The organism is Ferroacidibacillus organovorans, from assembly GCF_001516615.1.
GTDB classification, from domain to species: Bacteria; Bacillota; Bacilli; order Alicyclobacillales; family SLC66; genus Ferroacidibacillus; species Ferroacidibacillus ferrooxidans_B.
Genome location: NZ_LPVJ01000031.1, coordinates 64,841 through 79,710 on the forward strand (window position 1 = coordinate 64,841; position 14,870 = coordinate 79,710).

General features: G+C 48.8%; 17 protein-coding genes and 1 pseudogene. 5 read left to right on the forward strand and 13 right to left on the reverse strand.

From position 1 onward, the window contains the following. The first annotated feature begins 138 nt into the window (after positions 1 to 138). Positions 139 to 1,122, forward strand: coding sequence for a multicopper oxidase family protein (locus ATW55_RS08700; protein ID WP_067715730.1), 984 nt, complete (start codon positions 139 to 141; stop codon positions 1,120 to 1,122). Between the two features lie 30 nt (positions 1,123 to 1,152). On the opposite strand, the gene ATW55_RS08705 is transcribed toward ATW55_RS08700, so the two are convergent. The 3 genes from ATW55_RS08705 to ATW55_RS08715 form a co-directional block, all read right to left on the reverse strand. Then, a complete protein-coding gene (locus ATW55_RS08705; RefSeq protein ID WP_067715733.1) occupies positions 1,153 to 1,563 on the reverse strand; it encodes a hypothetical protein in 411 nt (136 codons plus the stop codon). A gap of 157 nt (positions 1,564 to 1,720) precedes the next feature. Further along, on the reverse strand, positions 1,721 to 2,437 hold the full coding sequence (locus ATW55_RS08710; RefSeq protein WP_082685679.1) for a DUF4396 domain-containing protein: 717 nt from the start codon (positions 2,435 to 2,437) through the stop codon (positions 1,721 to 1,723). A 118-nt stretch (positions 2,438 to 2,555) separates the two neighbouring features. Continuing rightward, positions 2,556 to 3,755 carry a multicopper oxidase family protein gene (locus ATW55_RS08715; protein ID WP_235587067.1) on the reverse strand — a complete coding sequence of 400 codons (1,200 nt, stop codon included), beginning with the start codon at positions 3,753 to 3,755 and terminating at the stop codon, positions 2,556 to 2,558. A 330-nt stretch (positions 3,756 to 4,085) separates the two neighbouring features. Between ATW55_RS08715 and ATW55_RS08720 the strand changes: the two genes are divergently transcribed. Continuing rightward, positions 4,086 to 4,376 carry a hypothetical protein gene (locus ATW55_RS08720; RefSeq protein ID WP_067715741.1) on the forward strand — a complete coding sequence of 97 codons (291 nt, stop codon included), beginning with the start codon at positions 4,086 to 4,088 and terminating at the stop codon, positions 4,374 to 4,376. Here the strand turns inward: ATW55_RS08720 and ATW55_RS08725 are convergent. From ATW55_RS08725 to ATW55_RS08770, 10 genes and pseudogenes are all read right to left on the reverse strand, one after another. Continuing rightward, positions 4,373 to 4,897: a hypothetical protein gene (locus ATW55_RS08725; RefSeq protein WP_067715745.1), complete on the reverse strand. Its 525-nt coding sequence runs from the start codon at positions 4,895 to 4,897 to the stop codon at positions 4,373 to 4,375. The genes ATW55_RS08720 and ATW55_RS08725 overlap by 4 nt on opposite strands. Before the next feature lie 43 nt (positions 4,898 to 4,940). Beyond that, entirely contained in the window at positions 4,941 to 5,387 is a 447-nt protein-coding gene (locus ATW55_RS08730) for a hypothetical protein (protein ID WP_067715748.1), read from the reverse strand. Positions 5,388 to 5,961: 574 nt separating this feature from the next. Beyond that, on the reverse strand, positions 5,962 to 6,786 hold the full coding sequence (locus tag ATW55_RS08735) for a hypothetical protein (RefSeq protein ID WP_067715752.1): 825 nt from the start codon (positions 6,784 to 6,786) through the stop codon (positions 5,962 to 5,964). A gap of 42 nt (positions 6,787 to 6,828) precedes the next feature. Next, complete coding sequence (locus tag ATW55_RS17215; protein WP_082685680.1) at positions 6,829 to 7,236, reverse strand: Fur family transcriptional regulator; 408 nt, start codon at positions 7,234 to 7,236, stop codon at positions 6,829 to 6,831. A gap of 295 nt (positions 7,237 to 7,531) precedes the next feature. Then, complete coding sequence (locus ATW55_RS17220) at positions 7,532 to 7,759, reverse strand: DUF5348 domain-containing protein (protein ID WP_067715759.1); 228 nt, start codon at positions 7,757 to 7,759, stop codon at positions 7,532 to 7,534. Further along, the gene (locus ATW55_RS08750; protein WP_067715762.1) at positions 7,756 to 8,556 is read right to left on the reverse strand and encodes an ExeA family protein; all 801 of its coding nucleotides are present in this window, start codon (positions 8,554 to 8,556) and stop codon (positions 7,756 to 7,758) included. The genes ATW55_RS17220 and ATW55_RS08750 overlap by 4 nt, the downstream gene beginning before the upstream one ends. After that, positions 8,549 to 9,743 (reverse strand): annotated as a pseudogene (locus ATW55_RS08755) (DDE-type integrase/transposase/recombinase); the annotation flags it as partial. The pseudogene ATW55_RS08755 and the gene ATW55_RS08750, both read right to left, overlap by 8 nt. A 377-nt stretch (positions 9,744 to 10,120) precedes the next feature. Next, on the reverse strand, positions 10,121 to 10,870 hold the full coding sequence (locus ATW55_RS08760; protein WP_160327202.1) for a patatin-like phospholipase family protein: 750 nt from the start codon (positions 10,868 to 10,870) through the stop codon (positions 10,121 to 10,123). Positions 10,871 to 10,989: 119 nt separating this feature from the next. Further along, positions 10,990 to 12,546 carry a YifB family Mg chelatase-like AAA ATPase gene (locus tag ATW55_RS08765; protein WP_067715771.1) on the reverse strand — a complete coding sequence of 519 codons (1,557 nt, stop codon included), beginning with the start codon at positions 12,544 to 12,546 and terminating at the stop codon, positions 10,990 to 10,992. Positions 12,547 to 12,614: 68 nt separating this feature from the next. After that, complete coding sequence (locus ATW55_RS08770) at positions 12,615 to 13,040, reverse strand: hypothetical protein (protein WP_153005077.1); 426 nt, start codon at positions 13,038 to 13,040, stop codon at positions 12,615 to 12,617. A gap of 141 nt (positions 13,041 to 13,181) precedes the next feature. Here ATW55_RS08770 and ATW55_RS08775 point away from each other — a divergent pair, with 141 nt between their 5' ends. The 3 genes from ATW55_RS08775 to ATW55_RS08785 all read left to right on the forward strand — a co-directional run. Next, positions 13,182 to 13,898 (forward strand): MFS transporter, encoded by a 717-nt coding sequence (locus ATW55_RS08775; protein WP_067715778.1) that lies wholly within the window; start codon positions 13,182 to 13,184, stop codon positions 13,896 to 13,898. Continuing rightward, the gene (locus ATW55_RS08780; RefSeq protein ID WP_067715781.1) at positions 13,895 to 14,401 is read left to right on the forward strand and encodes a hypothetical protein; all 507 of its coding nucleotides are present in this window, start codon (positions 13,895 to 13,897) and stop codon (positions 14,399 to 14,401) included. The genes ATW55_RS08775 and ATW55_RS08780 overlap by 4 nt, the downstream gene beginning before the upstream one ends. A gap of 157 nt (positions 14,402 to 14,558) precedes the next feature. Beyond that, positions 14,559 to 14,870: ATP-grasp domain-containing protein (locus ATW55_RS08785; protein ID WP_201024960.1), on the forward strand; the 312-nt coding region annotated here is incomplete at its 3' end.

Genomic DNA, 14,870 nt, shown 5'->3' on the forward strand with positions numbered 1-14,870 from the left:
ATACAATACCCCTGTACGGTAATTTAGTCAACATGCCACATATAAGACCAATAGCCAAACTCATAATCGTCGTCGATTTGGGCGGCCAAACACTTTCGACTGTGCATATCCTGCCCATGACGAGAGGGGGCATTTGCCATGCACAGTCTAAGATTGGGCACAACCAAGTTGGTTGCACCCAATATCGGATTTCTTCCGTATCAAATATATCATGGGATCAAGCATTTTCATCTGATTGCGGAACCCGTTCAACAAGCCTTGACGAACGGTGTGACCATCAAAGCGTGGGGATATAACGGGTCAACACCCGGTCCTGTCATGGTTGTGTCTCAAGGAGACCGAATCCAAGTTGCTTTTACCAATCGTTTGCTAGAAGAGACATCCATTCACTGGCACGGCCTCATCGTACCGAACACTGTGGATGGCGTTCCGGGAATCGGAGCTGGTCCTGTCGTAAAACCAGGTGAGACGTACGTATATGACTTTGTTATCCGCCAAGCTGGAACTTTTATGTACCATGCACATACCATGGACGCTCAGCAAGAAATGATGGGTCTTGCTGGGATGATTGTATCTTTGCCGGAGCGCCAAACAGTGAACCGGGAATACATCATCCTCTTGCAGGAATGGGCGGTGAAAATGGGATCCGACATGGGTATGAGTGGTATGGGGCAAACATCCATGGCGCCAAAGAGCGACATGCAGTCACCGATGGAGAAAACCACCGAGCAAAAGCCGAGCGGTAAAGCCTTTGACATCGACCCGATGAGCATGGACTACAATTACTTTACCATGAATGGAAAATCATTTCCTGACACCACGCCCCTTCGTGTGCGATATGGTGAAAAGGTTCGCATTCGCTTAGGAAACCTGAGTATGGACTCACATCCCATGCACTTGCATGGACATGAGTTTCAAGTTGCCGCAGGAGACGGATCGACGATCCCAATTCCATGGTTCAAGAATACGATCAACGTCGCCCCCGGTGAGACATGGGATATCGAGTTCCAGGCCAATAATCCAGGCATATGGGCGTTTCATTGTCACAAGCCACATCACACAACGAACGATCACATGAGAGACATGGGTGGTATGTTTACGACGTTGAAATATAGCCGGTGAAGTACAATATGACCGAGAGCAAGAGCCCGGTCATCGAAATTGAGCGCGTCGAACCACCGTGAGATACAGCATCACTTCAATCGCGACGAGAACGCACTGAATGACCCAAATCACGGTAGAATCAATCATCCCAATGAGCATTACGCTCATAGAAACACTCATCAGCGTTGCTATGCAAGATTCAGTCATATCAAGAACGCTAAACGGCTTCATCATCAAAACCATAGGCAAACAGACGGTAGCAACCGGAATAATGATGGCTAGGCTTTTGCTGCCTGTGGTCAATTCGATAAGCATGGCAAAAATGAACGCCAAAGACATGCTGTTCAGCATGCAAATCCGCATTTGTAACGATTTGTTGACATGGTGCATTTTTGCCACGATTTTGTAACAGGCAATAAAGCCGACAATCGATCCAAAGAAGCTCGTAACCAGCAACAAGTCTCACCACTCCAGCGCGTCATCATATGATACCCTCTACAGGTATATATGCTGAAACTACGCCAGGCTTGCCTACAACTAGGAAGTAACAACTACCTGTAATGGGCTGCTCTTCATTTTAATGATGGCGTACCTATTGGCCTTTGCATGTGGTCACTCATTCATGAGCATGTCCCGAATGATGTGCTTCCTGGTGATTATGCGCTGGATGAGAACCTCCATGGCCCATCATGTGTGAACTGCCCATCCCATGCTTCATTCCCCTTGCGACCATCCACCAGTTGATTGGATAGGTCACAATGGAACCGACCAAAATACTGATAGACATCACCAGCCAGAATGTCGGTGACCACGGGGACATCACAGACCACCCGCGCATGAGGAAATACATCGTTGGGAACATGCCCACCACCATGAACGTCAGCGATAAGAGTTCAGCCCAGAAGCCCGTGCGAACAGCGGATCGAAAGGAAATCTGGTTCATGTGCATAATCGGGATGGTTTGAAACAGAAGCCAACCAACCAGAAAACCCACAATGTATTCTACCCCCATGTCGACATACATGGGGGTGCCAAGCGATGAGGTGACAGCGGCAGCCGCCACAATGCCTAAGGCATCTCCTGCGACGCAGTGGATCACAGAACCCGTCGCCTGTTTCCACATGGGCGAAACAAACTTGTCATGTGTACCTGGCTCTGGCTCTCGACAACTCGTGACGTAGATTAAAATCCCAAGAACGCCAAGGTAAAGTGTGATTAGTACCCACGCCACTTTCATCATGTTCATAATCTCAGGTTGATGACGTAGATCATATATGAGCCAAATCACACTAACGATGGAGAGAGCGCCCCACAATGTAGCAACTATATTCATTCTTTCACCTCTCTCGCTGAACGGTACGACTGTTATTATCGGCAATCATTCCTGCTTTAACACACTGTCGGCGAAAAGGGTGGCCAGCGAATCGCTTGCCACCCGAGATATGTGCCGATCAAGTTCCATTCATCGTGGTCGACGCCATTTTCATTCCGCCCATGGAGTTGTTCATTGAAGACGATGCTTCAGTGTTTCCCTCGGAAGAATTGGAGCTTGAAGACGTTTTTGGTTGCCCATCCTGATTGAAAAATGGCGGCCAAGGAGTCCCCTGATAATGGAACACAGTCAGCATGCCACCTTCTTGACCGTTAAGTCCCGATGTATGATGTGGCAAATGGCAATGGAAAACCCACGTTCCTGGATTGTTCGCTGTGAACTCAATGTCATACGTTTCCCCAACGCCCACATTGATGGTGTTGGCCAGATACTGCGCCGATTTCGGTAAAGGGTTGCCATCCTTAGCAACAACCAAAAAGTTATGTCCATGCAAGTGTAGCGGATGGCTTTGCATGCTCAGATTGCCAATTCTCACGAGAACCCTTTCGCCTTTTTTCACTTCCATCGGTGTCGTTGCCGGGAACTGCTTTCCATTGAAGGTAAATATGTTCCAGTTCATACCCTCCGGATTGACATCGTACGTTCCGGCTGGCACCTGACCCTCACCGTACGCCGGCATACTCATTCCGCCCATACTACCCGGCTTCTGTAACTGCCATTCTTGCAGAAGAATTGTATAGTCTCGATTGACTGTCTGCCCGTCAATTTTACCACCATTCTTCGGTAAAGAAATGAACATACCGTCAAGCCCCATCATCTCTTGGGTGGAAGGCTGAACATGTGAATGGTACATAAACGTGCCTACTTGTTTAACGGTGAATTCATATGCATAACTCTTCCCCGGTTGAATGGCCGGGCCTGGTTCTAGACCGGGAACACCGTCCATGTTGTTGGGTACAATGAGCCCGTGCCAATGAACACTGGTTGGCACTTTCAAATGGTTGCTCACCACAATTTTAACCCTATCGCCTTCGTGAACAACGATGGTGGGGCCGGGGGTGCTCCCGTTATATCCCCATGCGTTCATAAAGACACCCTTTGAAACTTCCTGCTTCACCGGTTCAGCGACTAAGTGAAACACTTTCACACCATGTTCAACCCTGTATTGTGCCTGTGGTGTATCGGGTGTTACCACCTTCGCCTCACTTGTTGCGGCAGACGCAACAGCACCTTGTGTATGCCAAACTCCCCATCCAATGGCTGCGACAGCCACGACCAAAATCCCAACGATTAGAGTACGTAAGCGATTCTTCTTCAAGTATTCCACCCCCAACGAATACTATACGGGGGTACTGTACTTAGTTCAAGTGATATGTTATCCTTAGGTCTAATGTTTCATGTTTTTGTCACAACGCAGTCCAATCTGGAAACAAAGAAAGGGGGCCACCGTAAATCTCTACGTGAGCACATTTCAGGATTCGCTTGATACCGAAACAGACCTTCAACATTTCTGTGACAAGATGACTTCAAGGATTGGTCCAGATGCACGAGGTATATAATGAGCTTTAAGCGTTGTTGTCAATGCGAAAACAAGGGAGCTGAATACACTTGAGTATACTGAGAGAATTGTTCGGAGGCGGGCACCACGGTGGGCATGGAGAAAACCATGGCGGGCACGGAGAGCACCACGGCGGGCATGGAGAACACCACGATGGGCACGAAGAACACCATGGCGGGCATGAAGAACACCACGGTGGGCACGAAGAACACCACGGTGGGCACGAAGAACACCATGGCGGGCATGGAGAACACCACGGTGGGCATGGAGAACACCATGGTGGGCACGGAGAGCACCATGGCGGGCATCACGGTCGAATTTGGCACGATTAAGTACAAAAGGTCGGTCCTTTGCGGCCGACCTTTTGTGATCTTCGTTTAAGGCATGTTCGCTGGGATTTGATACGATGGGGGTGAGACAAACTTTGGGCCGATTTCAATCACAATATTTTCTTGATTCTTGAGCTTGATCGACCTGAGATCTCCTTTGAATAGCTGACCGTTCACGAACACCTTGACTGATTTACCTAAGATTGCTTTCGGATATTGCTGCCAGATGTCAAGAAATTGTCCAAATGTAAAGTTACGCTGGGTTGGGGCCTCCACATGAATGACACCAGTGGTATCATGGGTGTGGATCCAGTACAAACAGGAACCGCTATTGTGTATCCCAATTTGCGACGGAATAGTCGTCTGTTTCCCATTATCAATGATGTACAAATGTGTGTGTGACCGCACTTGGGAATGTTCAGTACTGTCACAAGATATGCCATCAACCGTGGGGAATCCTCCACCAGCTTCACTTCCCGCTGGATGCTTCTGATTGTACCCATACAGTACAAGAAAAAATGCGACCACCACAGCCGCTACAATCGCTGAAAATATGGCCGTTCCTTTACTCATTTCTTCACCTCAATATCGTGTAATGCAACAGCCTTCCCAACCCTTACAGTCGTCTCGCCACGCCGCTTTTCATATTCCTCGGCATCGATTTGACGTATAGCACACCCCATAAGACAAATCCAACAACGGTCGAACTCACCATCAGTGGTATGTTGGTCGTCATGTACATGCCCAAGTACATAATGACACCACCAACAAGGGACGGAATGATAAATCCTCTGCGGCGGATACCGATTGAAAGTGTAACCAACAAGACGGAAACTAACAAAATGACGGGGCCGAATCTGAGGATCGTCTCAAGCCATCCAGGTGACGACCCCGACATGCCATTCATTCCCATACCGGACATGGACATAGCCGACATCGATCCCGAAACAATCGCACCCGCGACACCTACTGCCGCCAAGATCATGGATCCCATACAAACGATACAGCCGACAATACCAAGGATACCGCTCATTCGACTGCTAAATTTCATCCCGCGCTTCATCAGCCATCCCTCCCCACACCCGGGTCCATAAACATTACCCAATTTGAAACGCCTGATTCTACCCTACCCCGGCATTGTACTGAGTGTCAATTGACTGCATGAACATGCCTCAATTTGGACACGTTATGGGCGAACATCCCATCTTGGAAAGGGGTAGAATGTTTTGGCGATGCAAATGAGCATGGTGTCTACCGAGAAATATCAGGCCTGCATTGACTCATGTAAGGCTTGCGGTGCAGAGTGCGAGAAGTGTGCAACAAACTGTTGTAGAATGTCGGATGCGTCACACATGGGTAAATGCACGGAACTGTGTCGAGATTGCGCCAATATCTGTGAGTTATCTGCACAGTTTATGTCCAGAGACAGTCAGTTTGCAAAACAGGTATGTGGGCTGTGTGCGACGATTTGCGAAGCGTGCGCAGCCGAATGTGCTAAACACGACAACCCAACTTGCCAAAGCTGTGCTGATGCATGTCGTAATTGCGCAACTGAATGTCGTAGGATGTCGGCATAAAGGATAACAGGGAGGCGTTTTCCTCCCTGTTGTTGGTTTCTACACTCTAATCAATTCCTGTTAACTTGCACCCTTCTCCTTTACTTTCAACAACGCTCGCCATATGGAAGAACCACCAATACCAGCCACAATGACAATGACCAGAAGCAAAGCGACGTTGATAGTATCCAGGTTGTGAATATGTATCCCTGTTGCAATCCCCCAATCCATCAGTCCCGGCATCCAGAATGCAATGATTGCAATAAAAACAAATAAAATCCCTCCATAAAGGAGCGTATTTCCTGCAACATAACGGCCAATAAATGCCTTTGCCTTGTCCCCTAAATTTCTCTGCTCCATCCACCGGCCAAATGCGGCACCAATGATCACTTGCATAATTGTGCTCCCTGCACCAAACAAAAATCCTGGCATAGAACCGAGCCATGGAGTTGGCATGGTAGGAGCAATCACGGTATAAAGAATGGTTGCCATTGCGCCCGTGCCCCAACCGGCAACGAAGCCGTGGAGCAATGCCAACTTCACAGGTACGGGTTTCCCGTCCTCAGATACAGCCGGAAGCAATCGTTCTACCCATGGAAAGAAATGAAAAGACTTGCCTCGGTTCAAGACATAATACCCAGAAAGCGCCATCACCAGTCCGACCAAGAAATAAATAATCGTTTCTTCTCCTGATTTCATCAAAAAACCTGCGAGTGCAAAATAGGCCAATTGGGAAACAATCGCCCTTTGCGCTGTGAACGCCGCCGAGAAGTAAAACCCCGCGCGCATCCCACCTTTAGTGCTGTAACTGCCGATGGCATAACTGAACGTGATCGGCCACGTATGTTCATCCGGTGTAATCCCGTGAATTATGCCAAGAAACAGAGCGGTCATTAAATCAATCATGAGTGATACATGTTGGGGATTCCACAAGTTTATCAATCGAATTCACCGAGCCTCTCTGGTGCACGTCGCACATGTACCGAACAAGTCAAGTTTGTGATACTCGACCGCACAGCCATCTGGAGTGCTAAGGTCCTGCTGACAATCATAAAGGTCATCGACGCGGTGGCATTGAAGACAGATAAAATGATGATGATGCGAGTGTGGGCAGCAGGTGTAATACACCGCACCATCTAGCAAGTACGGCGAGGCCAATCCAATTTTAGTCAAGACTTCGAGCATTCGATATACCGTGGTGAGTCCAATCCTCACTCCTGCGTCCAGCACTGATTGGTGAAGCTGAATCGGCGTTAATGCTTTGTTCGCATGTGAAAATAAATCGAGCAGTACTTCGCGCTCTTGAGTAAGGCGATAGTTTTGCTCATGCAACAATGAGCGGATATTCGTTATCATGATGACTCCTTTATTGAAAATGATTTTCAATAACGAATTGTACGGTTTGCCATCTCGTCTTGTCAACAAAACCTGCGACTGCTTGATTATGACGTAATTGTGGCGTTGAAGAACTGCCTAGTCTGTACAAGTGTCGTCCCTTTCACACGCATTCGGTTCAATATCCGTTTCTGTTAAAGCTAATGAATAGAGTCCGGAGATAGACGGTGTACTTTGTCCAGAAGTTGCCACGCTGGATGTCCAAAGGCACGGCGTGGAGGGAAGGAAGTTTGCCTCCCTTCCCCGCAGTCTTACGTTAGTTTAGAGTTATCAAGTAACGTCTGTGTTCCATGAGAGCAAGAGCCACGTCGTTGACAATAATGTACCAGCCCTTCGCAAATTCAATTCGGCATGGCAAGTTCAACTTCCCAACACAAAGCTCGAATCCCTCTCCGCAACTCAGCCAGTAAGGCGTGTCTCCTGTATCAACACACCACCGGTCCATATGGTCACAATAATACATGGTCATTGGCGGACGTCTCATGAGAGTTCACCCTGAATCACGCGATTCACGATGTGGTCGTCAATAATCCGCTGCCGGTTCTGGGCGCCGTACATCAAGCAATGTGTACAGATTTTGTTCACCAGTCGTGGGGCTCCTGTGGAGAAACGGTAGATTTCATCGATGGATTTCTCAGAAAAGATGGTTTGCTCTGCACCAGCATAGTTTAGGTGTTGCTCAATGTACTGCCCAACTTGAGCTCGGTCATAATAGTGGAGCCGACACTGCAAGTCAATCCTCTGGCGGATGGCGGCATATGCCTGCAGGTTGAGTCTGTCCCACAACTCATTTTGTCCCACCAGAATCAAGGCCATAGGACTCTGTGAGTCCATTTTGAAGTTGAGGAGGAATCTCAATTCTTCCAGCATCTCTCGGTCGAGCAAATGGCTCTCGTCCATGATGACCACTGGACTTAGATTATGGATACCGCGCATGAGTTCAATCTCACGATGCAATTGGCGTTTGGCGTCTCCACGATAAAACTTCGCCTCATATCCGAGTTGCTCTAACATCCCTTTGTAGAAATGACGAGGCGTTAGCTTTGAGTCTGACAGATACAAAATCTTGAACTTGGAGTTCTCAAGTGCGTCTGAGAACCGACGAATGGTCGTCGTCTTACCTGTCCCGCAATCTCCTGTGACTACGGCGAACCACTGTCGTTCTGCCGCATATTTGAGCCTGCCCAAAATATCCTCGATTCCTTGTGGCATGTATAGTTGGTCTGTCGGGATGTCACGGGAAAAGGGGGTGTGGATAAACTCGTAGAACGACTCAAACACTCCCTTCACCATCTTTCCAAACGCTGTCATAGCGTACGGCCGGGGTAATTTGGTCGATTCTGTCTTTATGCTTGTCCGCTGCTGCGGCAAGGAGCCGGGAGGAGTCTGCAGGAATGGTTCCAAGGTGTTCAGGCATAGAGGGACGCCTGCCTGAGCGTTCACCAATGACCAGCTCTCTTGCTGTCCATGGTTCATGGTTTGGATACTCAATCGTGAGTATCATCGTGTCAGTCGGGTCATACACAACATCGACTGTCCTGCCGATGAACGACAAGCCTACCTCGTACTTCTTACCCTGAAAACTGATGCATCCAGCCTTATCAACCTTACGCGTCTCCATGTGCAGGAAGGCGTTTGCCATAACCTCTGTACTCACGAACCGCAGTGGTTTCGGGTCACATTGATACGCCATTTGTGGACTTGTATTTTCACCGAGTGCAGAATGTGGTTTGTTCTGGTAGCATTCACTGAGCCAAACCTGAAACAATTCATTGAGTCGGTCGAGCGTTTGTTCTTTCTCCAGTGCAAACTCCGCAAGAAATGAATCGACCGTTTGATTCAGCCGTTCAATTTTTCCCTTACTTTCAGCTGCATAGGGTGCCGTATAGAGAAGACGTATGCCAAGCTTGGAACAAGTCCTAATCATCCACTTGTTGCGAAATTGCTTGCCGTTATCGAAATATACAGCTTCTGGCACCCCATATTTCTGCATCACTTGCCGCATGCAGTCGATGACAATGCACTTGTCAAGTGTCGCATAGAACGCTGCATGCAGAACATACCGCGTGGCGTCATCGATGAAGGCAACCAGGTAGGCCTGCACCTTTGTACCGCTGTTTCCAACAAAAACGTAGGGCCCAAACTTGATATCACTTTGGAACAATTGGTTGCGATGTTTCTTTTGGAATCGTCGAGCCGCAACGCCAGACTGGGTATACATCCGCATCTGCCTGGAACTATATCCTCGCTGTGCAAACCTCTCCTGCAACGTGCTACGCTTGATTTGCCCTTTCTTCGCTTTGCCTTCCCATTCTAAGATCTGAATAATTTGCGACACGCTTCGGCTTGGCACCTCTCTGCGTAGCCCAATCGCCGCGTCCAAGAGTTCGTCCTGAAACGGACATACATAGATTCGTACGACCTTTCCCCTTAGGTTTGAGTCCGCCGAACCCATCTTGGTGATATTCCCCGCGCCAAGTTCAAATGATTCGTCAGCAGATGAAAAAGGCAGGGCAACAATCCTCCGCCACTTTTAGGAAAGCGTTCGAGCGACAAAAAGCAAGGGAAAAAGGTCTCTTCAATGAAGAAAAATGATCGGGATTTTCGAGCGTTTGAAAACAGTGCAGTGTTTACGCGGATGGCTAAAGTTCTATCAGTTGCATTTCATAATGTGGGAGCGCCAGGGCATTGAATCTGCTTCGATGCTAAAGGCGTTCTTTTTGTTGTTTTTCGTCGATGATCCGCAAAATGCTTTCCATTCGCGCTTTGGTATAGGCGTAACCCGCTTCTGCCACTGCTGTTAATCGGTCAAATTGGAGCGCACCGATCGGCCCTACAGGGGGTGTTAGAAAAATATCTGCCGTTTGTGAAGAGAGTGCCGCGTGGCGTGCCAAACCAATATTGACCATTTGTTGAAAGAGGTGGCGCGGACGAAGAGACAGGCGGGAAGGAAGCTGCAAAAAGGCGTAATCGTGTCAGAGACGATGACAAAATCCGCACCAAGCGCTCGTGCCGGTTCTACAGGACAGTTGTCAATGAGGCCGCCATCTGCTAAAATACGATCTTTGAACATGACGGGTTGAAAGACAAGCGGAATGCTGATGCTTGCGCGGATCGCGCGCGCAAGGGTAATTTCCTCCTCGGTATCCCATAATGCACTTGGACGTTCGCCGAGCGCTTGAATGAGAGGGGATGGGCAAGTCCGGGAGGAAAAGACGACCTCACGTCCGTTTTGCATGTCGGTCGCAATAATTGCAAGAGGTTTTTGAACATCGCGAAGTGCGATGCCCTTTGTCTTGTCATGAATAAATTGTTCTAAGCGATCCCCGCGCAATAACCCTCCCCTGCGTTCTCTCTTAGTCCAGAATGTCAACAGACTTGTATCAGGATCAAGGTACCTGCGATTGAGGGTAGGCAGCGTTCGCAGCATTTCTTCAATCGAATTGCCAGCAGCATAAAGACCGGCCACCATTGCGCCGCTGCTCGTGCCGCTTACAATTTCAGGGTGGATACCACCTTCTGTCAATGCTTGTAACACGCCGATGTGAGCGCCTCCTGATGCGCCTCCACCAGCAAAGGTGAGCCCCACCTTCACATTTTCTCCATCCTTTCTAGTCGTCTGTATCGTTCATACGCGTGACGAGGTAATCTCTTTGCGCTGCATAGTTAAGTATGCCAAGTGCCTGTGCATTCTAACGCGAACAGAAAAGATAATCACATTTCTGCGAAGGAATTTTCAATTGGGTGCAGTGCGCGCATATGTACAGCCTCTGCGAGATCGGCAGGGTTGATTTCGATGCGATTGTCGAGATAAGAAATGGTTTGTGCCACACTCAGAATTCGCTTCGCACTTCGCATGTTTAGATGCAGTTGATTGACTAGACGAGAGTATAGCTCTCGCGTTTCAGGTGCGAGCGATGCGATGATCGAAGGATCTAATCGTCTCTTTGCATCAGTTTCATGGCGTTCTCTTAACAACCGTGCTTGCAAAATCCGTTCTCGCGCATCCCCTGATGTTAGAATCTTACCATAGGATGGCGATTCGTTTTCAGGCGAGCTGATCTTATATTCACTTTCCATCCATACGCTAAGATCAAAACGATCAAGCAGAGGGCCAGACAGTTTTGCTTGATATCGTCGAATGGCCTGCGCATCGCACTTGCATGCATGCGTGTGGGAACCAGCATAGCCACAAGGGCATGGATTCATCGCCGCGATGAGCAGGAACCGACTTGGAAATGTACAAGAGAGTGAGGAGCGCGCAATCGTGATAGAGCCTACTTCCAGAGGTTGACGCAGGCCTTCCAAAGCTTGGCGAGAAAACTCAGGCAGCTCATCGAGAAAAAGGACGCCATGGTGTGCAAGGCTCACTTCTCCAGGTCGGGGTTGTGCACCACCTCCCAGCAACCCTTGTGTGGAGACGGTGTGATGAGGTGAGCGAAAAGGCCGCAAAGAATGGTCTTGCATGGGCAATCCGGCGACGCTGTAGATTTGGCGTAAAGAACTCATTTCCAATTGTGAAAGGGGAGGGAGTAGTGTGTTCAATCGTTCTGCGAGCATGCTCTTGCCTGATCCGGGCGGCCCACACAGCAATAGAGCGTGGTTTCCCGCAGCGGCGATCAAAAGCGCTCTTTTTGCGACGCGCTGCCCGATCATGTCCGATAAATCAAACGCCTCATTTACGCCTTGTTGCGTGAATGGGATATGCGCAGGGGCTGTAGGGACTGTCAAAGTGCGTGTCGTTGTGTGCCTTTGCGCATTCCCATCGCACAGCCAACCAGTGACGTTCGCCAAATTGTTAAATGGCAGCAGGTTGTCACACTCTGAATACAATGGTTGAATCTCATCGGATGAAGGTGCAATGACAACCGCCTGGCGCGATTGCTGCAGAGCGAATTCAGCCGCTGTATACAGTCCGCGGAATCCACGCAAACTGCCGTCAAGCGCCAATTCTCCCAATGCGATGTGATGGGATGACAGTGGCGCGATTTGTTGTGTTGCGGATAAAATGGTGAGCGCGATAGCCAGATCCAGGCCAGTTCCATTTTTTCTCCAGTCAGAAGGGGACAGGCTGATCACGATGCGTCCTCTGGGCCATTGATATCCAGAATTGATCAGTGCAGATCGCACGCGCTCTTTGGCCTCTCGTAGGGAAGATGCAGGAAGACCCACGAGTTCAAACGCAGGCAACCCATTTTGAACATCACCTTCTACTCCGACCAAGAAGCCATTCAAACCGCTCAAGGCAACACTGTATACGACGGTATACACAAAATAAACCCCCGTTTCTCTCTAAGCATATGAGAAGAAAACGAGGTTGACCATGCAGGATCACAGAATTACAGCTGATTTTGAAGATCTCCTGTTTGTTGGATGTGAAGTGCGTGGATTTCACAGAGGGTTTGGCGAATCTCATCGATCCATGCCCTATCACCAAGTTTTTGGGCGACATTCCACACATCGAGCAGATGATCGATTTGCGCTTCTGTGACATAGGGTTTTGACGATGGATCAGGCCCTGGGTACATCGCCAGAATTTCTTCAATCTGCCCTGTCGACAGGATGTCAAGGAGGCTTGCACGCTTTATGCCATCGGTCTCACAGTGATGTGTATAGAGTGTGACTTCTGTAAAGATTTGCGGAGCCACATGCATGGCGTGACAGGTGTGGCAGAAAAGAAATGGGACATCTGTGAGCAGCACACCACCTTCGGAGTATAAGGGCGCCAATCGAGCAGTCATGGTAGTACCACAACAGAAGTCCATTTCAATTCCTCCTTTTATAATTGTATTATAACAGATCGCTTGCTTCTTGCAATAACGAAACAGCATTTTCACACTTCTTCCACGTATTGTCCGCATGATAATAAACCGCTAGAATGATACGTGAAATGGGGTTAATCATCAGTGCTAACGCGTGGATTAGTCAGTCGCCTGCATCATATGCCGCGAGATATGAAAATTTTTCTCTGGACGGACGCCTGTTTTGGCTTGTCGATTGGAATTTCGAATACACTATTGAACCTTCATATAAACGCGCTTGGTTATGGTGCGACAATGCTTTCAATGGTCAATGATGTGGTGCCTATGGTGGCGCTTATCCTGTCTGTGCCACTTGGCCACTTGGCAGATCGGTATGGGCGTAGCAAGATGCTGTTGCTGGGGACGCTGCTCATGGCGCTGGGGGCGTTGCTGGTGCCTTTGTTTCTCGCGCGGGCGGGAATTCTCTTTGGGCAATCTGTATTCGCAGTCGGGCAAGCGATGATCATGTCGACAGAGTTTGCCGTTGTCGCGCAGTACATGCCAGCCAATGACCGCCACTTTAGCATCTCGATTGTGTATGCAAACTTTACATTGATGATCGGAATCGGGTCTTTGCTTGGTGGCTTTTTGCCAGCTCATCTTCCACTTTTTCACACGGAATACGGATCTACGCTCTTGCTTGGCGGACTGATCTTTCTCATTGCCCCAATAGGGCGTTATTTCCTTACACCGGTTCCCGCGATACATACACCTAGCGAAAAACCTGCGGCGCTTTTCGAACGGCCAAATCGCCAAATACTCACGTTCTCAATTTTTCTTTTATTTCAGGGTTCGCCTATGGTTTTGTCGGTCCGTATTTGAATCTGATCATCAAAAATCAGTTTCACTTGTCAGTTTCGCTGATCGGACTGTTGCTTGCGATCAATCAATGCGCGCTTTTCATCGGGTCCGTGAGCACTCCCTGGCTTGTCGAGCGCTTTTTCGTTGCGGCGGACCATTGCTGTTTTGTTGACCATCGTAACACTTTCATATTTAAGCCTTGGATTCGAAGCGGCATTCTCTTTTTCTTTGTGCTCTTGCTGATCCAGTCCATAAGCAGCATGGCTTCTTTTCCTTTGCTTGACAGTACGGCGATTGATGTCGTCCGCGATGCGTTGCGTGCGAAAATGCAATCGTATCGCGCGCTGTTTCGCGGCGTCGGCAATGTAGTCTCTGTTTATGTCGGAGGGATCTGCTTGGCGCATCACGCGTATGGGTTTGCATTTTTACTGACAGGCCTTGTTTATGGCGGCATGCTTATGTTTTATCTTCGCTTCATTCGCTCACAGATTGTAAATGAATCTGCTGATACGCTTGGCGCTTAGCAATATCATGGCATGGATAGGAATTTAAGCGTTCGCTGCTTTCCTTATCCTTGAAATTTGTACATTCTTCGGTCATACTTCGAGAGTCGGGACTGTCTTTTTCACATGACTTTTTACTCAGTTTGGCGCGAGTTTGTCGCGCACGGGAGGAATAGGCATGAATATTCACGAGTATCAAGCGAAATCCGTATTAAAACGGTACGGTGTCTCTGTTCCTGAAGGAACGGTAGCTTTTACAGTGGAAGAAGCCGTAAAAGCCGCAGAAGCCTTCAACGGGAAGGCTGTTGTGAAAGCACAGATTCACGCAGGTGGTCGAGGAAAAGCTGGCGGTGTAAAACTAGCGCGTTCAATGGATGAGGTTCGTGCGCATGCAAATGAAATTCTCGGCAAAACACTTGTGACGCACCAGACAGGACCTGAGGGCAAGGTGGTCAAACGGCTTCTCATCGAAGCACTCACGGACATAAAA